At 64.3% G+C, this 20976-nt stretch carries 24 protein-coding genes and 1 tRNA gene; 14 read left to right on the top strand and 11 right to left on the bottom strand.

Annotated features, from left to right (window positions below; genetic code table 11):
* Positions 1 to 261: 261 nt before the first annotated feature.
* Positions 262 to 690: a hypothetical protein gene (locus P6U24_RS06615; RefSeq protein ID WP_407158360.1), complete on the bottom strand. Its 429-nt coding sequence runs from the start codon at positions 688 to 690 to the stop codon at positions 262 to 264.
* 416 nt (positions 691 to 1106) lie between these two features.
* Here P6U24_RS06615 and P6U24_RS06610 point away from each other — a divergent pair, with 416 nt between their 5' ends.
* The 9 genes from P6U24_RS06610 to P6U24_RS06570 all read left to right on the top strand — a co-directional run bounded on the left by P6U24_RS06610 (position 1107) and on the right by P6U24_RS06570 (position 9326).
* Complete coding sequence (locus tag P6U24_RS06610) at positions 1107 to 2564, top strand: FAD-dependent oxidoreductase (RefSeq protein ID WP_407158359.1); 1458 nt, start codon at positions 1107 to 1109, stop codon at positions 2562 to 2564.
* Positions 2548 to 2994 carry a DUF4383 domain-containing protein gene (locus P6U24_RS06605; RefSeq protein ID WP_407158358.1) on the top strand — a complete coding sequence of 149 codons (447 nt, stop codon included), beginning with the start codon at positions 2548 to 2550 and terminating at the stop codon, positions 2992 to 2994. Before P6U24_RS06610 ends, P6U24_RS06605 begins: the two co-directional genes overlap by 17 nt.
* Positions 2991 to 4094, top strand: a complete 1104-nt coding sequence (locus P6U24_RS06600; RefSeq protein WP_407158357.1) for a hypothetical protein — start codon at positions 2991 to 2993, stop codon at positions 4092 to 4094. The genes P6U24_RS06605 and P6U24_RS06600 overlap by 4 nt, the downstream gene beginning before the upstream one ends.
* Positions 4084 to 4383 carry a hypothetical protein gene (locus P6U24_RS06595; protein ID WP_407158356.1) on the top strand — a complete coding sequence of 100 codons (300 nt, stop codon included), beginning with the start codon at positions 4084 to 4086 and terminating at the stop codon, positions 4381 to 4383. The genes P6U24_RS06600 and P6U24_RS06595 overlap by 11 nt, the downstream gene beginning before the upstream one ends.
* 200 nt (positions 4384 to 4583) lie before the next feature.
* Positions 4584 to 5555, top strand: a complete 972-nt coding sequence (locus P6U24_RS06590) for a S1C family serine protease (RefSeq protein WP_407158355.1) — start codon at positions 4584 to 4586, stop codon at positions 5553 to 5555.
* A gap of 45 nt (positions 5556 to 5600) precedes the next feature.
* Entirely contained in the window at positions 5601 to 6671 is a 1071-nt protein-coding gene (locus P6U24_RS06585) for a phospholipase (protein WP_407158354.1), read from the top strand.
* A gap of 206 nt (positions 6672 to 6877) precedes the next feature.
* Positions 6878 to 8233, top strand: a complete 1356-nt coding sequence (locus tag P6U24_RS06580) for a hypothetical protein (protein WP_407158353.1) — start codon at positions 6878 to 6880, stop codon at positions 8231 to 8233.
* Between the two features lie 4 nt (positions 8234 to 8237).
* Positions 8238 to 9032, top strand: a complete 795-nt coding sequence (locus P6U24_RS06575; protein ID WP_407158352.1) for a hypothetical protein — start codon at positions 8238 to 8240, stop codon at positions 9030 to 9032.
* Between the two features lie 87 nt (positions 9033 to 9119).
* The gene (locus P6U24_RS06570) at positions 9120 to 9326 is read left to right on the top strand and encodes a hypothetical protein (RefSeq protein ID WP_407158351.1); all 207 of its coding nucleotides are present in this window, start codon (positions 9120 to 9122) and stop codon (positions 9324 to 9326) included.
* 102 nt (positions 9327 to 9428) lie between these two features.
* Here the strand turns inward: P6U24_RS06570 and P6U24_RS06565 are convergent, their stop codons facing one another.
* The 4 genes from P6U24_RS06565 to P6U24_RS06550 all read right to left on the bottom strand — a co-directional run bounded on the left by P6U24_RS06565 (position 9429) and on the right by P6U24_RS06550 (position 11906).
* Positions 9429 to 10100 (bottom strand): DsbA family protein, encoded by a 672-nt coding sequence (locus tag P6U24_RS06565; RefSeq protein ID WP_407158350.1) that lies wholly within the window; start codon positions 10098 to 10100, stop codon positions 9429 to 9431.
* Positions 10101 to 10127: 27 nt separating this feature from the next.
* The gene (locus P6U24_RS06560) at positions 10128 to 10913 is read right to left on the bottom strand and encodes a sulfite exporter TauE/SafE family protein (RefSeq protein ID WP_407158349.1); all 786 of its coding nucleotides are present in this window, start codon (positions 10911 to 10913) and stop codon (positions 10128 to 10130) included.
* Positions 10914 to 11032: 119 nt separating this feature from the next.
* Entirely contained in the window at positions 11033 to 11467 is a 435-nt protein-coding gene (locus P6U24_RS06555) for a PaaI family thioesterase (protein ID WP_407158348.1), read from the bottom strand.
* A gap of 7 nt (positions 11468 to 11474) precedes the next feature.
* Positions 11475 to 11906: an acyl-CoA thioesterase gene (locus P6U24_RS06550; RefSeq protein WP_407158347.1), complete on the bottom strand. Its 432-nt coding sequence runs from the start codon at positions 11904 to 11906 to the stop codon at positions 11475 to 11477.
* A gap of 129 nt (positions 11907 to 12035) precedes the next feature.
* Here P6U24_RS06550 and P6U24_RS06545 point away from each other — a divergent pair, with 129 nt between their 5' ends.
* Complete coding sequence (locus P6U24_RS06545) at positions 12036 to 12593, top strand: TetR/AcrR family transcriptional regulator (protein ID WP_407158346.1); 558 nt, start codon at positions 12036 to 12038, stop codon at positions 12591 to 12593.
* 114 nt (positions 12594 to 12707) lie between these two features.
* On the opposite strand, the gene P6U24_RS06540 is transcribed toward P6U24_RS06545, so the two are convergent.
* Positions 12708 to 13184 carry a hypothetical protein gene (locus tag P6U24_RS06540; RefSeq protein WP_407158345.1) on the bottom strand — a complete coding sequence of 159 codons (477 nt, stop codon included), beginning with the start codon at positions 13182 to 13184 and terminating at the stop codon, positions 12708 to 12710.
* A gap of 192 nt (positions 13185 to 13376) precedes the next feature.
* Here P6U24_RS06540 and P6U24_RS06535 point away from each other — a divergent pair, with 192 nt between their 5' ends.
* Entirely contained in the window at positions 13377 to 13643 is a 267-nt protein-coding gene (locus P6U24_RS06535) for a PsiF family protein (protein ID WP_407158344.1), read from the top strand.
* A gap of 229 nt (positions 13644 to 13872) precedes the next feature.
* A complete protein-coding gene (locus tag P6U24_RS06530; protein ID WP_407158343.1) occupies positions 13873 to 14958 on the top strand; it encodes an AbrB family transcriptional regulator in 1086 nt (361 codons plus the stop codon).
* A gap of 20 nt (positions 14959 to 14978) precedes the next feature.
* Here the strand turns inward: P6U24_RS06530 and P6U24_RS06525 are convergent, their stop codons facing one another.
* Positions 14979 to 15515, bottom strand: coding sequence for a disulfide bond formation protein B (locus tag P6U24_RS06525; protein WP_407158342.1), 537 nt, complete (start codon positions 15513 to 15515; stop codon positions 14979 to 14981).
* Positions 15516 to 15705: 190 nt separating this feature from the next.
* Here P6U24_RS06525 and P6U24_RS06520 point away from each other — a divergent pair.
* Both P6U24_RS06520 and P6U24_RS06515 read left to right on the top strand, forming a co-directional pair.
* Positions 15706 to 15790: transfer RNA gene (locus P6U24_RS06520), tRNA-Leu, on the top strand.
* Between the two features lie 222 nt (positions 15791 to 16012).
* Positions 16013 to 17383: a tyrosine-type recombinase/integrase gene (locus P6U24_RS06515; protein ID WP_407158341.1), complete on the top strand. Its 1371-nt coding sequence runs from the start codon at positions 16013 to 16015 to the stop codon at positions 17381 to 17383.
* A gap of 311 nt (positions 17384 to 17694) precedes the next feature.
* Here P6U24_RS06515 and P6U24_RS06510 read toward each other — a convergent pair whose 3' ends face one another.
* The 4 genes from P6U24_RS06510 to P6U24_RS06495 form a co-directional block, all read right to left on the bottom strand.
* Positions 17695 to 18234, bottom strand: coding sequence for a DUF4863 family protein (locus P6U24_RS06510; RefSeq protein WP_407158340.1), 540 nt, complete (start codon positions 18232 to 18234; stop codon positions 17695 to 17697).
* A gap of 112 nt (positions 18235 to 18346) precedes the next feature.
* Positions 18347 to 18988, bottom strand: coding sequence for an HD domain-containing protein (locus P6U24_RS06505; RefSeq protein WP_407158339.1), 642 nt, complete (start codon positions 18986 to 18988; stop codon positions 18347 to 18349).
* A gap of 183 nt (positions 18989 to 19171) precedes the next feature.
* Positions 19172 to 20146 carry a GlxA family transcriptional regulator gene (locus tag P6U24_RS06500; protein ID WP_407158338.1) on the bottom strand — a complete coding sequence of 325 codons (975 nt, stop codon included), beginning with the start codon at positions 20144 to 20146 and terminating at the stop codon, positions 19172 to 19174.
* A 224-nt stretch (positions 20147 to 20370) separates the two neighbouring features.
* Entirely contained in the window at positions 20371 to 20793 is a 423-nt protein-coding gene (locus P6U24_RS06495; protein WP_407160800.1) for a cupin domain-containing protein, read from the bottom strand.
* Between the last annotated feature and the right edge of the window lie 183 nt (positions 20794 to 20976).

Here is a 20976-nt window from a genome sequence, read left to right as displayed (position 1 = left end):
ATGCAACTCCTTTCGGCGCTGCTGGTTGCGTCGAAATCTCGATACCACGCGCGGGGACGACGTCCCTGCGCCTGAATTGCGCCGGCATGCATTTTCGTCATTGCGAGCGAAGCGAAGCAATCCAGGGCTGCGGTCAAGATTCTGGATTGCTTCGTCGCTGGCGCTCCTCACAGTGACGGCACTCACGCCGCGCTACCGTCCAGACCTTGCAAGATGTGCTTCTGCAGTACGTCCGATGCGCTTGACGCACTGGCGCCCGCTTTATCCCCGATACTGCGCCGGCGGCTGCGGGTTGTTCGCAGGATTGCTGTCGTATTTGGCCAGCCGCTTGATCAGCCCACGTTCGACAAGCGGCTGCAGGTCCGCCTCGAGCGCGTCGGCCAGATGTCTGGCATAGACCTCTTCACCCTCGACATAGAGCGTGAAGGATTTGAGATATTTCGCGCGCTTGTCGGGATTTTCGATAGTCGCTTTGGTCCACGCATAGAGCGGATAGTTCGCAACGCCCTGCGCCTCGGCCTCAGCGACATAGTCGGCGAAAGCATGGAACTGACATTTCAGGACGGCATGATGCCTGGCGAGCGTGTCTTCGAGCGGCTTGATCGACGCATGATCGCCCTCGCCGCGCGCCGCCTCCGCTGCCGCGTCGTCCAGGTCGATCCGGATCTGGTACTTCCATGGCTCATCCATGTCTGATCTCCTATGGTCGCGGGCTGCCGCTATATGATCAACCGGAGGCATTCTATGTGTTCGATGCCGAAGTAGACTACCATCAACGACGGTCACGCACGATAGCGCTGAAGCGCCCAGACGCCGTGGACTGGCGGTGCGTTCCCTCTCGCACCATCACGCGACCGCATGTGCCTCAGGGCGTTTGACCTCACGGTTCGAGACGCGCCTTTGGCAATCTTCACCATGAGGGGTCAATAGTAGCGGAGAAGGTCCTCGGGGACTCTGAAACCGGTTGTCTCCAAGAATGGCCGCGAAAGGAATATCTGCCACGTCTTTCCTCGTGTACGACACGCCCGCCACAAGTGGGGCCAGGTTGGCAGCGGGAACGCTGCAAGATATGAATATATCTCGGCACACTGGGGGGTGATCACGGCATGCCGTCGAGACGAACATTTCTGCGCAGCGTCGCGGCGACTGCCATGCTGCCCTTCATGCCTTCCTTCATGCTCTGGCCGCGCGCGCAGGCGGCGCCGCGCACCATCCTGAACGATGCCAGCCGGCTGAGCCCGACGCCGGTGATGAGCCACGTGACCATCACCAAGCCCACCACCGACGATCTGATCGCGCGGATCAGGGCTGAGCTGAAGGAGGCCACGGCTGAAAAGCGTCCGGTCGCGGCCTCGGTGGCGCGACACTCGATGGGCGGCCAGAGCCTGCCGCGCGACGGCACCGCGATCACGCTGGATGGCGGCGAGATCGAGCTCGATACCGCGGGGAAGACCTATCGAACCGCGGCCGGCAACCGCTGGTCGACTATCATCGCCACGCTCGACCCCAAAGGCTTCTCGCCGGCCGTGATGCAGTCCAATGCCGATTTCGGCGTCGGCAGCACCTTCTGCGTCAATGCCCATGGCTGGCCGGTGCCTTATGGTCCGTTCGGCTCGACGGTGAAGGCGATCCGCATGGTGCTCGCCGACGGCACGCTGCTGCGCTGCTCGCGCGAGGAGAATGCGGAGCTGTTTCGGCTGGCGATGGGCGGCTACGGCCTGTTCGGCATCATCGTCGATCTCGAAGTCGAGATGGTGCCGAACCTGCTGCTGACCCCGACCTTCGAGCGCGTGGCACCGGAGCGCTTCGCCGAGCGCTTCACCCGGGCCATCGATGGCGATGCCAAGGTCAAGATGGCCTATGGCCGGATGTCGGTCTCGCGGAAGAATTTCCTCGACGACGCGCTGCTGGTCACGTTCCGCCCAGCTATCGAGCAGCCCGCACCGCTGCCGGTGGTGACGACGTCGACCAAGCTCAGCGGCGTCGCCAACACGATCTATCGGGCGCAGACCGGATGGGAAATCGCCAAGGGGCTGCGCTGGTTCATGGAGTCGCGTCTCGGACCAGCCATCGCGGAGGGGCCCTACACCCGCAACTCGCTGATGGCCGAGCCGGTTGCGAACCTCGCGCAGAAGGATCTGCGTCGCACCGACATCCTGCACGAATATTTCGTCAGCCCCGACCGGTTCGGCGACTTCCTGACCGCCTGCCGCGACATCATTCCGAAGGCGCGGGCCGAATTCCTCAACGTCACGCTGCGCAATGTGGCGGAGGACAGAACGCCGGCGCTCACGATCGCGGCCGAGAGGCGCATCGCCGCGGTGATGTCGTTCTCGCAGGAGACCTCGCCGGAGGGCGAGATCGACATGATGCGGATGACCGAGGCCCTGATCGACCGCGTGATCGCGATCGGCGGCACCTTCTATCTGCCCTATCGCCTCCATGCGCGCCGCGACCAGGTCGAGAAGGCCTATCCGGCCACTGCCGATTTCGTCGCAGCCAAGCGTCGCTACGATCCCGGCCTTCTGTTTCGCAATGTGATGTGGGATGCTTACTTCGCCTAAAACGAATGGAGCGTCCGTGGACCGCTATCGTATCGCAGCACTGGTGCTGGCCGCCGCCCTTCTGTTTGCGGCGGCGACCGACTACATCCCCGCTTTCATCGATTCGGAAGGCCGGGTGTTCGGCCTGTTTCATCTCGACATCTACAAGGACGCGCTGCATATCGCCTCGGGCCTGTGGGCGCTGGCCTCGGCCACATCGCGCCGCAGCGCGGTGTTCTTCCTGCGCGTGTTCGGCACGCTGTATTTTCTCGACGGCGTCATGGGCGTGTTCACCGGATCGGGCTATCTCGATCTCTCGATCTTGATCGATGGCATCCGCGACACCTCCGCGATGGTCAACGTCCTCTCCAGCCTGCCGCATCTCGGCCTCGGCGCACTCGGCATTGCCGTCGGTTGGTCCCCCTGGCGCACAAGCCCCGTAACCGCATGACACGGCTGCGCAAGTTCACCTATGCCGTGGGCATTCTCGTCGCGGTGGCCGCCGCCAGCGTCGCGCTGACGGTCGGCAGGGTCGAGAATTCCTGCGTGGCCGATCTGCCGGCGGCGGCGGTGCATTCGGATTTCGCGATTCGCGACGACGGCTATGCGCGCGCGCAGGGCGACAGCTTCCTGACCTTTCCCGAATGGTACATCGTCCACGCCTATAACGATCTCGCCGGCGTTACTCAGCAGAGCTCGGAATCCGACTTTCACTACCTGTCGAGCATCCGCGGCTTCTGGAGCAGCCTCTGCCGCGCCACGCGGCAGGCGTCGGCCGCAGGCCCCGCGTCGCCGGACCAGAAGCTGACCAACTACATCATCGGCTTCAGCTTCACCGCCGAGATGGCGCTGCAGGGCGCGTACGAGGGCAGCATCGGGGCGCTTTCGGAGCAGACGACCGGCGGCGTGAAGACCGCGGAGGACGAGTTCAACCTCGCTCTGCTCAACGAGTACGGCGCCTTCCTGTACCAGACGCCGTGGTATCGGTTTCCGTTCGGCGCCAGGCTGAAGCAGTTCTGGCAGGACACGCCGTTCGTGCCGTCGATCCGCGCGGTCGAGCGACGCGTCGGACTGAGCCTGCAATATGGCGCACGCGCGGCCTACGCGGCACTGATCGGCTATGCCGCCGGATACGATCCGGCCGTGCTGACGATCAAGAGCGTCGTCACCGGCCTGCCGGCCAGCCAGCTTGCGGCGATCCCCGGCGTCAAGGTGATCCGCGAGGTCACGGATGCGCATGGCATCCAAGGCGTGCTGGTAGAGACGGAACGTTACGCCAAGTTCGATGCTTTTGTGAAGGAGCTCGGCCGGCATCCCGGCGCTTCCTTGCGCGAGATCGCCGGCAACCACCGCATTCTGGTCACGATCGTGGTGCCCCACACCGATGCAAAGCTGGCAGCTTTCGACGGCATCCCTATATTCAGCTTGCCGGTGCAGTCCCAGCCCGGTTCGCGGCGCATCGGCGTCGATGTTCCGGTCCCGGCGCTGGTCGAGGATCGCAACCTTTTCGAGGCTGCCGGATATACGTTCGAACATGCCTATGACTACTGAACGACATGCAGCTCGGCGAACGATCCCGCTGGCGGGGTTGCTTGCGGTCGCAGCAGCGTGGTTCGCCGGCATGGCCGGCGCGGCGCTGATCGTGCGGCCCGACAGCGTCGTGGTGTTCGGCCTGCCCGAACAAATGATCCCGGCGATCGTTACCTCGGACGGCAACCTCCTCGATGCCGGCCGTTTTCATGTCGCAGCAAGAACGGGACCCTCGACGGTCCGCAGCCTCTATGCCGCGGGCGCGTGGTTGGTCTGGCCGATGATCGGACGCGGCTGCGGACGCGGATGAGGCTCGTGTCCTCGTCATGGTTGATGCGGGGTGCGAGTTCGCGCGAACGGCAGAACTGGCGTGGCGGCGCGCGAGGATGTTAATCTGGCCCGGTCCGGGTCGCTCGCAAGGCGGCTTCGGGTTCGGATACCAGCGGCGGCCGCCGAACGGATTGTTGAGCGAGGCGCAAGAACTGCGCCGAGAAAAGCGGGAGAGCTACGATGCCCTCTTTGACCGAGTGGAAAGTGCCGTTCGCGTTCCAGCCACGTCCCAATGATTACAGTTTCGATCTCGATCGCGCGCTGTCCGCCGTCGTCGGCTTGCATGCGATCATTCCGCCCGATGCATTCAGCGCCGAGACGCTGGGCACCGAGCGCGCCGGCAATGGCGTGGTGATCGATGATGGGCTGGTTCTGACCATCGGATATCTGATCACCGAGGCCGAGAGCGTCTGGCTGCATCTCAATGACGGCCGGGTCGTCGAAGGCCATGTGCTCGGGTTCGATTTCGCCTCCGGCTTCGGCCTCGTGCAGGCGCTCGGCGCGCTCGACATCGAGCCGCTGCCGCTCGGCTCGTCGGCGGCGACCAAGGTCGGCGATCACGTCGTGGTCGGCGGCGCCGGCGGACGCTCGCGCTCCGTCGCCAGCGAGATCATCGCCAAGCAGGAATTCGCCGGCTACTGGGAGTATCTGCTGGATGAGGCCATCTTCACCCACCCGGCGCATCCGAACTGGGGCGGCACGGCGATGATCTCGTCCAAGGGCGAGCTGATCGGCATCGGATCGTTGCAGCTCGAACGCGAACGCGAGAGCAAGAGCGAGCACGTCAACATGATCGTGCCGATCGATCTGTTGAAGCCCGTCCTCGACGATCTGCGTAAATTCGGCCGTGTCAACAAGCCGGCGCGCCCCTGGCTCGGCATGTATTCGACCGAGATCGACGACCGCGTCGTCGTGATCGGCGTCTCAAACAATGGCCCGGCGGCGCGCGCCGAACTGAAGGCAGGCGACGTGATCCTGGGTGTGAACGGCGACAAGGTCACCGGGCAGACCGATTTCTATCGCAAGCTCTGGGCGCTCGGCGCGGCGGGCGTGGATGTGCCGCTCACCGTCCACCATGAAGGCGTCACTTTCGATGTGACGCTGGCCTCCACCGACCGCGCCAAGCTCCTGAAGAGCCCAAGACTGCATTAGAGACTCCTTAGCGACACACCATCCATACGAACGAGGTTCGCGGGCATGAGCGAGGCCGTGGTGGACGACATCGTGGCCGTGCTGCCGCCGCTGTTGCAGGCGCTCCAGGCGCTGTCCTACATCGCCCGCCGTCTCGATCCGCCGCAATTCGCGAAGGTGGTGGATGAAGTCGGCGCGCCTGACAAGACGTTGCAGGCCGCGCGCACCCATCTCACCGAATGGCCCGAGAGCTTCGCCGAGATCCGTGCCGCGCTGGACACAGCCAGCGAAGCCGCTCTCGCTGGCTTCGCAGGCCTGCGCGCCGTTCGGAGCGGCGAGGGCGATCTCATCAGCGCCTTCCGCGCGCTGCGCTACCTGCCGCGCGCGATGGAGGCGCTCTATCCGCTCGCCGCGACGCTACCGCCGGTGAGCGACTACTTTCTCGATCCATCGCTGCAGGATGACGCATCGCTGAAGGCGCGTCTCGCGGCACCTGCCGGCGGCCATACCGGTGTGTTCCACGATCACAACGAGCTCGGCAACCGCGGCGGCTTCTCGCTCTACGTGCCCGAATACTACACGTCCGAGCGCGCCTGGCCGCTGGTCGTGGCGTTGCACGGCGGCAGCAGCAATGGCCGCAGCTTCCTGTGGAGATGGCTGCGCGACGCCAGGAGCTTCGGCGCCATCCTGGTGACGCCGACCGCGACGGGATCGACCTGGGCACTGATGGGCGAGGATAGCGATACGCCAAACATCATGCGCATCCTCGATCTCGTCCGCGCCCGCTACAACATCGATGCGAAGCGCATGCTGCTGACCGGGCTCAGCGATGGCGGCACCTTCTGCTATGTGAGCGGGCTCGAGCGCAGCTCGCCCTTCACGCATCTGGCGCCGATCGCCGCCACCTTCCATCCGCTGATGGCCGAGCTCGCCGACGCCGACCGGCTGCGCGACCTGCCGATCCAGATCACTCATGGCGCCCGCGACTGGATGTTTCCGGTCGAGGTGGCGCGGCACACCAGAGTCCTGCTCGGCAAGGCCGGCGCTAGCATCACCTATCGCGAAATCGGCGATCTCAGCCACACCTATCCGCGCGAGATCAATCCGGAGCTCCTGCGCTGGCTGAACGGTGCGTAGTTACGACGGCCCCGAAGCGTGAGGCGTGGCGAGATGTGAACCTTGCGCGGCCGTCCGTCACGGCAGGCCGAGCGCGATTTGAATACGGCGGAAACAGGCAGCAATGCGGGCCCGACATAATGTCGTCGGATTTTCTCCGCATTGCAGGTGATGTCGACAACAGCGGGGGCGCTGCTCGAGGCGGTGATGCCGCCAAAGGATCGCTCATGTCCCCCTCTTCCCCGCCTGTCTCCCAGCTTTCCCTGGCCCGATCTCCGACATCCGTCCTGCTCGCCAGCGGCGTCAATCGGCTCGAGGTCACGCTCAAGCTCACCACCGCGATCCTCGCGCTGGCCGCCGGCGTCTACACCTATCTCGGTGTTCGCGAGCTGCTGAACGGCAGCCCGACTACGGTGCTGTTCGCCGCCGTGATCTATTCGGTGGCGGTCTCGGTCGGTATCTACTCGTTCTGGGTGTTCATGATGCAGTTCATGCCGCATGTCACGCAGGCGACCGGCCGCGGCCTGATGGCGGGCTGCATGCTGCTGGGCTCGCTGATGATCGTGGCGATGTCGTCCTGGCTCAATGCCTCGGCACTCGCCGGTGCGGCCGCGATCCAGCAGCATCTTGCGATCACCGTGCAGAACTACACGCGCGATCTCGACGCCGCCAACACCAACGCCATCGCGGCGCAGGGGCTGCTGCCCGACATCCAGCTCGCCTCCTCCCGCTTCGCCAAGCTGGCCGAGGCCGAGCGCGCCGGCTCGCTGACCGGCACCTCCGGCTCCGGCACCGTGGTGCAGCTCCTGACCCAGATGTCCAGCCAGCTCGATAGCCTCGGACAGCAGGTGCAGGATTCGGCCAAGCGCGTCTCGAGCCTCTACGACCAGGGGACCAAGAGCCTCGCCCGTATGCGCGAGCTGATCTCCGACCGCGGACCCATCGCCGCGCGCAGCGATGCCTTCGCCACGGAATCGCTGACCCTGATGGGGGTGATCGCCAACCTGCAGCAGACCTCGGTCGCACCGGCAGTGAAGCGCGCGGCTACCTCGCTCGCCTCGGGCTTCATCGCCCCGGCCGCCGGCGGCCGCACCGGTGATCTCGCCGAGCGGCAGACGGCCGTGGTCGGCAAGGTCGAAAGCTCGATCGGGACACAGGCCGCTTCGCTCGCCGACGCCGCCGACAAGATCCTGGCGATGCCGAAAGTCGAGCCAGCACGCTACCAGACGCTGTCGCCGGCAGAGGCCGTGCTGCGTTACGCCGGCGATTTCATCCCGAGCTGGGCTGGCGCCATTTCGATCGATTTGATGCCGGCAGTGCTGGTGCTGATCCTCTGCGTGGTGCATGCCGCGATCCGCCGCGAGGGATTGCCGGCCGTCACGGCGTCCAATCTCACGGCCGGCGACCTCGTCGCCGCCATGCGGGTCGCCCGCGAGGTCGAGGAAGCGCGCCGCGCGGCGGATGCAGCGCCAGCTCCGGTCCGTGGCGTGGCGCCGCCGCCGGATGTCGCCGAGGAGACGCCGCCTCCGACCGCGGCAGAGGAGAACGTGAAGTCGCTGTCCTCGGCGCGCCTGGGCAAGTAGCGCCATGTCCACGGCCGAACGATTCCATGCCTGGCTCGCTGATCGCGCCGACGAGGCGGTGCTGCGCTGGACGTTCCGCGGCATCCTCATAGCCGCGGTCGTCGTGCTGGCGCTCGACCTTGCACGGCTCAACGGCTGGCTCGATCACGCGAGCGCATCTCCACAGATGTCAGAGTCCCAGCTCGACGCGCCCGCATCCGAAGCGCCGCCGCTCCCCGAGCGCCTGGTGACATTGCCGCAGCCCGACGGCGTGCTCGCGAACCCGATCAGCTTCGAGCTGCGCGGTGGCGGCCGCCTGATGGCGACCGGCACCATCACCGCCGGCAGCGCGCAGGCTTTCGCAGCGGAGATCGAGAAGCATGGCGAGTACATCAAGACGGTGGTGCTGAACTCGCCCGGCGGCTCGGTTGGCGATGCGCTCGCGATCGGCCGCCTGATCCGCGCAAGGAAATTCGCTACCGAGGTCGAGGCCGGGAAGTATTGCGCCTCATCCTGTCCGCTGGTGTTTGCCGGCGGCGCGGAGCGGCGTGCGGGCGCGCGCGCGATCATCGGCGTGCATCAGGTCGCGGCGCTGAAATCGGCGAGCGCGGCCCCGCCGCGGGACGAGATGAGTCTGGGGCAGAACATCTCGGCGCGGTGCCAGCGCTATCTGCTCGAGATGGGCGTGAACCTGCAGGTCTGGGTGCATGCGATGGAAACACCGCATGACCGGCTGTTCATCTTCAAGCCGGACGAACTGAAGTCTCTCAATCTTGTCACGGTGCCGCCGGATTCATCGCCCGAAAAACCGCGCACTTAGTTGATGGTCTCACGGGGCGAGGCCAGCGCCGACCGCGGAACCATTGTTCCGCGCTGGCGTTGATGGCCGTCACTGGAGGATTTCGTCATGCAGACATTCGTGGGAATGATCCTGGGCGCTCTGCTGCTTGGTTTTGGCGTCTACATCTATGACTCCATGCAGACGTCCGAGGTCGCCAACGGGCAGACCGCAGCAAGCCATCGCACGATCGTGAACTGGGACGTTGCCGATGCGAAATGGCAGCTGCTGAAGGAGCGCGCCCATGACGATTGGGTGCGGATCTCGGCGAAGTAATCGCACAGACCACGAACGCGTTAAGCAAAGGACAGGAAGGGCGGGCGCCATCGCAGCAGCGATGGCGCCTTTCTCTTTGCGACGTCTATGCGCCGGCTGAGTTCACTGCGCGGCTTTCGCCTTGCGCGCATCCGCGATCACCTGCTCGAACTGCGCCATGGTCAGCACGCCCGGCACGCGGAACTTGCCGACGATGAAGGATGGCGTGCCGCGAAAGCCGAGGCCCCGCGCCTGCGCATCGTTACGCGCCAGCAGGCGGTCGATCGCCGCCGTGTTGGCGTCGCGATCGCGCCGGACGCGATCGACGTCGATTCCCGCAGCGGCCAGCAGCTCGTCAATGCGCGACTCCGTCAGCTTCGAATTTGTGCCGATCAGCGCATCATGCGCCTGGACGTACTTGTCCTGATATTTGCAGGCCAGCGCCGTGCGCGATGCGACGACAGAGACCGGTCCGAGGATGGGCCATTCCTTCAACACCCAGCGCACCTTGCCATCGTCATAGACGACCTGCTGCAGCTCCGGCTGCAGGCGGCGGCAATACGGGCAATTGTAGTCGAACCATTCGACGATCGCGATATCGCCTTGCGGGTTGCCGGTCACCCCGGCATCGGGATCGCGCAGCACGGAGGCCTCGTCGGGCTCGTCGGGCGGCGTCCCGCCTGCGCTTGCCCGGCGCGGCATCAACCAGCTCGCCCCCGCCACGGCCACTCCGAGCCCGGCCAGCAGCTCGCGCCGGCTTGGCGATGAAACGATCCGATCAGAAAACGTCTGCATGTGCCTCATCCCGGCCCGCAAGGCCACTCATGTCCAGATATGCAATAGGCTGCGCACCAGCATATAGAGCGCGACCACGATGATGACGCTCGCGAACACGACGTTCAGCGCGCCGCGTCTTGCCGATAGCCGGCGCGCCAAGCCGGTGCCGACAAGCCCGCCGGCGATGCCGCCCGCAATGAACAAGCCGGCGAGATCCCAGGCGATGAGCCCGGACCAGGCGTAGCTCGCCGCCGTTGTCAGGCCGAACGCCGTCACCGCGACCAGCGACGAGCTCACCGCGTTCATGATCGGCATACCAGTCGCCAGCATCAAAGCGGGGACGATCAGGAAGCCGCCGCCGATGCCGAAGAAGCCCGACAGCGTCCCGGCAGCCAGGCCCAGCCCGACGATGGCCGGCAGGTTGGCCATGCTCATCTTGACGTCGGGAACGCCGACCCGCGCCCGCGTCTTCATCATCAGCATCGCGATCACCAGCATCACCAGCGCAAACAGCGCCAGCAGCTTCTGGCCGTCGAGCATCTTGCCGAGCAACGAGCCGCAGAAGGCGCCGACGATGCCGGCCGCTGCGAAGACGGCCGCGACCGGCCAGATCACGGTGCGACCGCGAGCGTGGTTGAACAGGTTGAGCGCCGCATTGGTTGCCACCGCAATCGCGCTCGAGCCGATCGCGATATGCGGCTCCGGCACGCCGACCACATAGACCATCAGCGGAACGGCGAGCACCGACCCGCCGCCGCCGACAAGGCCGAGCGAGAAGCCGACGCTCGCGCCCGATGCGAGACCCAAGATGCCCTGTACCGCGGAGATCATCAGCTGCCGTCGCTCTGAAGGCCGAATCCTGTGCGGCTCAAGTGGCTTTTTGCAGCGGCCCTTGTCAATCGGCGACGGCGCGGGGCGGCAATGCGCATCTCACGCGTAACAATCGGACTTCAACGGATCAGCGCCATCAACGTCCCGGTCATGCTGGCGACCAGGGCGTCCTGGCCGTCCTGCACCGCGAAGGCGCGCGCCTCGCACACCGTCAGCGTGCGGCCCGATTTCAGGACCTGTGCTCGAAACAGGAACCGCTCGCCTTTCGCAGGCGCAAGCAGATTGGTCTTGAATTCGACGGTCAGAATCGCGGCGTCGGCCGGCATCAGCGTGAATGCGGCCATGCCGCAGGCATTGTCCAGACCTGCCGTGATGATGCCGGCATGGATGAAGCCGTTCTGTTGCGTCAGCGCCGGCGCATGCGCCATGGCAAGCTCGACCGTGCCAGGCTCGATGGTCACGATCGAGAGACCGAGCGTGGACATCGCGGGCTGCGCCGCGAACAGTGCGGCTGCGGCGGCACGAAAATCAGGATTTTTCGGCGTAAGCTCCACCGCGCTTTCAGGCCATCGCAGGTTCAATGGCGAGGTGAGGCATCATCAGCTCGCGCACAGCCTTTTCGAACGCGACGGCCTTGCGCACCCGCCGGTCGATGTGGACCGCCGTGATCTCGCAAGTTGCGCCGAGCCCGCCGGTTTCGCCATGGCGCATATCATGCCGGAGCCGGAGCGCCTTGTCGCGGACTTCCAGCAGCAAGCTCTCGACCACGACGATATCGCCGGCCAGAAACTCGCTCTTATAGGTGATGTTCTGCTGAACGGCGGCCATGCCGCGTTCGGAGCGCCGCAGATAGCCCGGCGTCAGCCCGACCCTGCTCAATAGATTCCAGGTGGCTTCGTCGAACTTGCCGACATACCACATGACGTTCATGTGGCCGACGTGATCGCAGTGCCACGGATATACCGTGCCGCGATAGGTCGCTTCCGCGATCATCACCACTCCTCCCGTCTGCTCATTGTCCCGGCAATTCGGGGTCCCGGCAATTCGGGGCTTGATACGGTAGCGTATCAGCCCGGGCGCGGGTTAGCAATACGGCACCGTATCAAGACCTGGTGAGGCGCAATGGTCGAGGAGAAAGGCGAGATATGGATCGAGGCCGGGTTCGCCGAACTCGCGCGGAGCGGGGTGGCGGGGGTGCGGGTCGAGGTGCTGGCCAAGAATCTCGGCGTCACCAAGGGCGGCTTCTATCGCCGCTTCAGGGACCGCGCGGCGCTGCTTCAGGCCATGCTCGGGCGCTGGAGCGCGGGCCGCATCGCCGCAATCGTGCAGCAGGCGGACTTGGCCGGGGCAAGCCCACGGCAGCGGCTGGCGGCGCTGATCAAGCTCTATTCGGAGCGCATGAACACCGAGGGCATGGCGATCGAGCTTGCGATCCGGCAGTGGGCGCGGATCGACGAGGTCGCCGCAGAGGCGGTGGCGAGCGTCGATGCGGAGCGGCTGAAGACGGTGGGCCAGCTCTATCGCGCAACCGGGCTCGCGCCCGACCAAGCCGACGCGCAGGCGTTTCTGTTCTACAGCTTCATCTTTGGCCAGAGCCTGCTGATCCTCGAGCGGGGTCAGCGCAAACGGGCGCAATTGATCGCGAAGTCCGCCGAACAACTGATCGGCGGTCCGGACTGAGGTCGTCACCGCGATCGGCATCGGAAACGCGGTGACCGGCGCGTTCGGCCCATGGCGACGCAGTCCTGCAGCCAGACCGCGAAATCCGGCTGCAGGCAACCAGGCGGCAGCTCCTTAAGCGGCGCCCTTCAGCTTCTTGCTGCATTCGCTGTAATAGCCGCCGCCTTTCTGGATCCACTTCATGCCGCCATTGGCGTTGGTCGCCTTGTTGGCATTGTACTGATCGACGCAGGTGTGCATCCGCGCCTTGCCCGCGGTCTCCTTGGAGTATTTCGGGTCGACGGCGCTCGGGAAGACGGCGTTGCCGACCGGAGCGGCCGGCGCGGCTTCCTTTGTTTCCTTGGCCGCGGGCTTGGCTTCCGCAGCGGGGGCAGCCGGCGTCGCGGCAGGCGCGGCAGCGGTCGCGTCGGCGCCGCACTGGGCCTTGCGGAAATCATTCCACTTCTGACCGTTGAGGGTGCCGGCGTCCTTGGCCTGCTTGTACTTCGCGCTACACTCCTGCATCGTCAGCGCCTGCGCCGGCGCCATTGCGGCGAAGGCGGCACAACCAGAGATAACAGCAAGGCACAACAACTTCGTCCGAAAGATCATCATTGGTCTCCCCTAAACATGCAAAAGAGGCTCTTAGTCTAGCTCCGCCGCTCGCGCGTGACAAAGGCGCCTCGCGCTCAGACGTTGAAAATATAGTCGGTCGGGCATCTCCTCGATTCCGACTTCATTCATGTATGGTTCAGCATCGAAGGTCGAATTTTTCTACTTTCTCCACCCATGAGGGGTTTTGACATGTCTCTCTCCGCCCGCCTCGCCGCGACCGCCCTCGCATCGTTGCTGCTCGCCGGCTCGGCGTACGCACAAGCCGCGGCAACTCCGCCCGCCGCCGACAAGGCCGCTCCTGCCGCGACCGAGAAGAAGGCTCGCAGCGCGGCCTCGCTCGAATGCTCGAAGGAAGCCGACGAGAAGGGATTGAAGGGCAAGGAGCGCAAGAAATTCCGCTCGGCCTGCAAGAGGGAGAAGGCCGCCGCTGGCGCCACCGATACCAAGGCGAAGTGACACCAAGGCGACGTGATGGGGGAGGTCCGCACCTTGCGGCGGACCGCCCAATCCCGCTGCTTAGGCCGGGAAGTCGATAAGTCCTTCACGTGCGCGCGCGATTGACCCGCTTCCCCCTGGCCCTCCCCTCGCACCGCATTCCGGTCCGGGGGGAGGGTTGTTTTGACTCTGCATTGCTGCACCGCATTGGTGCATTTGTTTACCCCGGCGTGATTTGTCATAACGCGCCGTGCGCCAGATCATCTCGTCCCTCCCGTTCGACCTGCCCAGCCGCGCCAAGGCCCTCGGCACGCTGGAGACGCTTGCCATCGGCGCTGCCGGCGGCCTGCTCTTCCTGTTCGCCAACCTCCCCGGTGGCCTGATCTCGGGCGCCATGATCGCGGTCGGCATCGCGGCAATCGCCGGACGGCCGCTGGCGGTGCCGCCGATCATCACCCAGACCCTGCTTCTGCTCCTCGGCATTTCAATCGGCTCGGTCGTCTCGCGCGAATTGCTCACCCATGTCAGCGCCTATCCCCTGACCATCGGCCTGCTCGCGCTCGCGACCTTCTGCTCGACCTTCGGCTCCAGCTACTACTTGCAGCGCGTCCATGGCTGGGACCGCACCTCGGCCTTCCTGGCCGGCAGCCCCGGCGCCCTGTCGCAGATCACCATCCTTGCGGTCGAACGCGGTGCCGACCTGCCGGCGATCGCGGTGGTGCAGACCCTCCGGGTCATCATCCTGACCGCGGCGCTGCCGATGATCCTGGCGATTGCCGGCGTCGCGTCCGCAAGCTCACCGGCGATGATCCAGGCGCCCGCCTCCGCGCTCGGCCTCGCCGCGATGCTGGTCTGCTCGCTGCTCGCCGCCATGCTGCTGCAGGTGATCAAGTTTCCGGCCAGCTGGATGTTCGGCGCCATGCTCGCCGCCGGCCTGCTGCACGGCGTGGGCCTCGTCGACGGCGGCCTGCCGTCCTGGATGCGCGGCGTGGCGCTGATCGGCATCGGCGCCCTGATCGGCAGCCGCTTCGCGCGGATGCGGATCAAGACCCTGCTCGGCCATCTGCACGCGGCGCTGGGCTCATTCGTGATCGCGGTGGTGATCTCGGCGGCCTTCGTGCTGGTGATCGTGTTGACCACCCATGTGCGCTTTTCCGACACCATCGTCGCCTTCGCGCCGGGCGCGATGGACGCCATGATGGCACTGGCGCTGACCCTGCACATCGACCCGATCTTCGTCGGCGCGCATCATCTGTCGCGTTTCGTGTTCGTCACCATCGCGACCCCTGGCATCGTCCATCTGTTCGGACGGCCACAGGACGATGTCGACGATTAGCCGAAGCCGACCTTGCGCGATCAGGCCTTCGCGCGGCCGATGCCGAGTGCGGCAACTGCCGCCATCATGAGCGAGATCAGTACGTTGTAACCGGCGAGCGACAGCCCGAGAAAGCGGAATTGCACCTCGTCGCAGCGCACGACCTTGACCTTGTCCAGCTGCTCCAAAAGGCTTCCGGCGCTGCCGAAATTGCCAACGGGGCCGGTGCATTCGGTCGGTCCCTGCCAGAAGCCCCATTCGACGCCGGAATGGTAGACACCGAGCCCGGCATTGCCGAGCGCCGCCAGCGCGATCAGCAAAAGGCCCGCGACGAGCAGCGGCCGCGAAGCGCCGCGGCTCGCGAGCAACGCGACCAGCAGCCCAAGCGGCACGATCGCGTAATAGGCGTAACGCTGTTTCAGGCAGAGCTCGCAGGGCGCAAGGCCCCAGACCAGTTGCATGTACCAGGCGCCGGCGAGGGTTGCGGCCGCAATCACGGCCGTCAGCAGCGCCGCCGTCAGCACCGGGTTTGATGCGCCGCGCGCGGCTTGCGCCATCGCAGAGCTATCGGTGGTCACATTCGCCTCCTGGGCAAGGACAAGCGTCCAATTCGGTCTTTGGCAGCCAGCTTCCGCCGCTGCCTGCCTCTACCGCCGCCGCTCGAACCTGTCGAGACGAGGAACAATCACATCGGCGCGGGTTGACCCTGCCCCGCCGCCCGCTATAGTCCGCTCGCTTCGCCATGCCCGGCCACGGGACGACGCGAATGCCCCTGTGGCGGAACTGGTAGACGCGCTCGACTCAAAATCGAGTTCCGCAAGGAGTGCTGGTTCGATTCCGGCCAGGGGCACCAACTAGTCTGTTCAAGCCCGTTCGAAAGCGTCTGTAACAGTCCGCGCAGTGCTCGGAAACCCTTGAATAATAGGCACTTCCGCGTACATTTTCGCCCGTCACCGTTTGTTCTCTTCCGATCCCAGCCGGCCGATTTGCTGGTATTTTTGCTGGTATCGTGCTGGTATCCGGAGAACAAACGTTCACGGCGACTTTCGCTATTCCGAATGAAGGAATTGAGCAGATGGCCGGCAAGAACGATGGCGCGTGCGCCAATCCCAAGCAGATCAGGACCGACGTCGACTGCCGCGCCGCCCGACCGAAATTCCACAAGGGCGCGTGGAGTCCCGCCAAGATTTCCGACGTGACCGGCGGCTGGCTCTATCTCCTCGTAACGCCGGACGTGAGCAGGCCCGGTAACGTTGCCTCCAAGCTTTGGCGGATGGACTACCGTTTCCAGGGCCGCCAAAAAACCTACTCCATCGGCCCCTACGGCAACGGCAGGGATGGCACGTTCTCGCTCGCAGACGCGCGGCGCGAGCGCGACAAGGCCAAAGACCTGCTCAAGGAAGGCAAAGACCCGAGCATCGAGAAGCAGCTCGACAAGCACAGGCAGGCCGCCGCCCGGCCTTTCGCGCAATGGGCCGATGAGTGGCTCGCCAAGAAGAAGGTGGAGAAAGTCAAGCGCGGCAGGATCGTCGCAGTGCGCGACCCCAAGACCGTCGAGGTGCTCGAGCTGCGCGTCGGCTACGTCAAGGCTCGCTTCGGCAAGCTATGCAGGCAGGATATCAAGCGTCCGAACGTGCTCGCTTTCCTGCGTTCATACGAAGCCGAGGGAAAGCTGGAAACCCGGGACCGCGTGCGCAGCATCGGTGAGCAAGTCTGCGACTACGCCGATGTCGAAGGCGACGGCTACAATCCATTCCGCAACCTGAATGGGCAGATGATTGCCAACATTTCGACGCCGCGTCCCGGCGTGACTGAACCACGCGATGTGGTCCGCGTCTTCAAGCTCATCAGCGCACCATGGACGAGAGCAAGGTTTAATGACGTTGTTGGACTTGCCTTGCGCTTCGATGCCCTGACCATTCCCCGCCCCGGGATGGTCAATGAGATGGAGTGGAGCGAGGTCGATTGGGATACAGAACGCTGGACTGTTCCAGCCGCCAAGATGAAGACCGGTTGGGACCATGTCGTGCCTTTGTCGCGGCAGGCACTTGCAATCCTGCGCAGCGTTCAGAAGCTGACCGGCCATCGCCGGTTCGTGTTTTCCTGCTCGAAGGACGCCCCGCTATCGAACAACACGCTTAACAAGCGCTTACGGCTGCTTGGCATTGACACCAAGACTGATCATTGTGCGCACGGATTCCGGACCACCTTCTCGACCCTGTCTCATCACGAAGAGATCAAGGACGCCAAGGCATGGGATGGCGATGTCGTCGAGCTGCAGCTGGCGCATCTCGATAATTCGACTGTCGAAGGACTCTACAAAAAGCACGGACCACTCGCGCTGATCGGCTCGCGCACGAAGCTGATGCAGCATTGGGCTGACCGGATCGACCACTGGCTCGATCCCAAGAAGGTGTTGCCGATCAAGCACGGCACGCGGGCCTGAGTCCTCGCCGTAGCTCGAGGCCGAAATGGATCGGCAAAAGGTGCCGATAAGAGCATCGTTCGGTGGGAGCGTTGGTGCCCAGGGAGGGAGTCATACGCAACCACCGACAGGAGGAACCGCTGTTTGTGCTCAGCATGGTGGCCTGATGCGTGGGACCGTGGGGCCGGGTTGGCTCCATCCCGACCCGCATGGGGTCGCAGCGTGCCCGCCTGCCTGACGGCCTAAAGCGTGATCCGGAAAAGCGTGGAGCGATAGCCGGACACACACGGGGCACGCCGCGTAGCGCCGCCTCGAAATGTGTTGTTGGATGATCAGGCGGGAGCCTTGAAATCGTATGAGATGCGTCCAGCCGGCAGGTAGAACAGCGCGATAACCGCGCCGCCCGTCACCTCGGGATAGTGCCTGCTGCCCGGATCGGGTGCCGTCCAGCCCGGTCCCTGCCGGCCCTGCAATCCCTTCAACTCCGCGCCCTTGTCCAGGGGCACGACGAGGTTGAGCTCGCCATGGGGATGGCCATGGTACTGTCCACGCAGCACGTCGTGATCGTCCTCGTCCTTGAAGCGGCGCGGATCGGCGCTGTTCATGTACACGGCGGTGATGCTGAACTGGAACGTTTCGGGAGTCGGCTCCAGGATGCGGCTGCGCCGGTAGTTCGGACCGTCCACCTCCTGGTTTACCGCCCATCCCTCCTCGACCCCGATCTTGATCAGGCGAGCCAGATCCTGGTAGAGCGCGCTGTTTTCGCCATAGGTCTCGTTAAGCCAACGCTCCATCTCAGCTCCGGCGGTCATGTCCTTGACTTCCCGTAGAAACGAAATGCTACGCTGGATCAGTTCTTCCCGGCTTCCCATGGTGATCTCTCCTCTTCGATTGCTTCTCACACCTGCCGATCACGGCTCTTCGGGGCCGAATATCGTCGCATGGTCGATGCCCATCTCGGCCTCTTTCTATGGCAACGAGGGTTCAGTTCGGCCAGGCCGAGCCAAGGATGATCGAGCAGAAGTTCTGACGGACATAGTTCCTGTCCTTCAACGCCAAGACATCGGCCTTCACATTTCCGAACGTCGTCAGCGGCTTCTTGATAATGCCGTTGGCGAAGTGATCGATGATATTCTCCTTGAAGTTTGTCTCGCGCGGATGATGGACGCAGACATGATCGCGCTGTTCATGCGTGAAGTCGTGATAGGCGATGCCGAGCACGTCCATTTCCACGCCGGCGGTCACTAGCGCAATGGTCGGGCGCATATGCTCGGGGATTCCGGGCGTGGTATGGAGCGCGATCGCAGTCCAGACGTCCTCGATGTCACGCTCGGGCACACCGTAGCTTTTCATGAAGTCGCGTGCGGCGTTGGCCCCGTCCACCTCGAAGCGCAGGTTGGGGCTCGCGTATTTCTCGGTCAGGCCCATGTCGTGGAACATCGCGCCAAGGTAAAGCAGCTCAGGATCGAACTTCAGCCCGCGACGCTCGCCAGTCAGCGCGCCCCACAAGAAGACGCGGCGGCTGTGGTTGTAGAGCAGGTCGTCTTCGGTATCGCGCACGAGCTGCGTGGCGGCGCGCGCGATAGCACTGTCGGGAACGCGGATGCCGGCGATGATCTCGGACATGGAGCAATCTCCTCGGTTGAGTAATGGGCTGCTTGCATGTCGGTATTAGGCAACAGAGCCCGGCGCCGGACAACGAGCGGGATGCTATGGATCAGGACAGCGGTACGTCGTTTCCTGACAGCAGGCCTGTCGGAGCCTTCCTGGCAGCAGGAGACGACTGCTCTATCGTCGATAGCTCGCGAACTATTCCGGTTCTGCTCGCCGGAAGCTGGCGCGGTACTGGACAGGGGTCACACCGAGACGGGTGCTGAAGACAATCCTCATCCGGTCCGCCGATCCGAAGCCGCAATCGAAGGCAATAGCCTTCAGCGGTCGGTCGCTTGCTTCCAGCATCATGCGCGCGGTATCAACGCGGGCGCGCTCGATGAATTCGTGTGGTGTGGTGCCGGTCACCTGCCCGAAATGCCGGGCCAGATTCCGGGGGCTCATGCCGGCCACAGCGGCAAGCGACTCCAGCGTGTGGCGATCCCCAATGTTCGCCATGACGTGGTTTTGGATGCGTGCGATGGGCGATTCCGGATCGGCAGGTGCTGTGAGATACGGACTGAACTGCGATTGTCCGCCCTGGCGCTGGGCAACCACGACCAGCCGCTTGGCAACTTTGAGCGCCGTTTCGGCACCGTGCCGCTGCCCGACGAGTGCCAAGCCGAGATCTATCCCCGCAGTCACACCGGCGGCGGTGATCAGCCGTCCATCGCGCACATAGATCAAATCAGGTTCAACTTTTGCCTTCGGAAACCTGGCCGCCAGCGCCTGTGCATCCTGCCAATGGGTTGTGACACGCCGATCGTCCAGGAGGCCGGCATAGCCAAGGACAAATGCCCCTGTGCAGATCGATCCATAAAGGCTCGAGCGCCACGGCAGCTCCTTGACCCACTGAAGCAGGCACGGCTCAGGCTCCGCTTCCGGTGGCGTCGGAGTGCCGGCCACCAGAGCGATGTCGAAGCCGCCCGGCGCCTCATCGAAGGTCAGGTCGGCGACCATGCGTATGCCGTTCGACGCGCGCAGCGGATTGCGGTGAGCAGCAACCAATACGGTTTCGTAGCGATCCGCGCTGCCGAGAAACGTGTTCGCCTCGCTGAACACATCCATCGGCCCCGCCACGTCCAGGGCCTGGACCCCCTCACAGACGACGATCGCGACAGCTTGTACCGGCACCTGCTACTGCCTCTCCACCCTGGAGCCTTAATTATGCAGGTAGTCCGGACCCTGTAAAAGGCCTGGCGCGATCCGGGAGGCAACAGAACGAACATCTGCGCATCCGGGATCAACCAGGGGCCATGGACTTCTATTGGTCCATTTTGCTCTCCCAGCGGCCAACCAAGCGGCCCACGCAGGTCCAAAAAAAGATCGTTACGGCAACAGGCGAATTTGTCGCGCCATTATTGTGATCCCGGCGCCTTCTCTGGCGTGGTCAAGGGGTCGTCCTTGGAATCCACAACGAAGACCGCCAGCAAGCTGGCGGGCTCGTTGTCACTCGCGTTCTCACTGACCCTGTGATGTGAACCGGGCATTTCGTAAAAACTTTCGCCTGCGTGATAGATCTTCGCGGGTTCGTCGCCGACTTGGCTACGGATGGCCCCAGACAGCACATAGGCGTAGATAAAAGCTGACGCTGCGTGGTGGTGAGCGAGCGATTTGGCTCCGGGAGGATAAGTCACCGTCACAGCAACCAGCCTCTTTCCTTCGACATTCGGCAATGCGTGCGCGAAGGCGACTTTCACCTGCTCCCGGTCCTGCGCGATCGCTGGCGAAGCTCCCAGGGCGATCGCTGCTGCTATCAGCGGGACGGCGGCCGTTCGCATTGCTCTTCTCGCTGCTTTTGCCGACATACCTCGAGGGTTTGATACAACACCAATCCGATAGGCAAATCCACTGATCGACATCATCGCACCTCCTCTTCTAACGAGTTCTCGCAACTGCTTGAAACCGGGACGCAGAGCCGAGCTAATGGTCATGGTGAAGCTTCCGATGTGAAACCCTCGCCC

Source organism: Bradyrhizobium sp. STM 3557 (assembly GCF_045571465.1).
In the GTDB taxonomy this organism is placed as follows: Bacteria; Pseudomonadota; Alphaproteobacteria; order Rhizobiales; family Xanthobacteraceae; genus Bradyrhizobium.
This window is presented reverse-complemented; position numbering and strand designations above follow the sequence as displayed.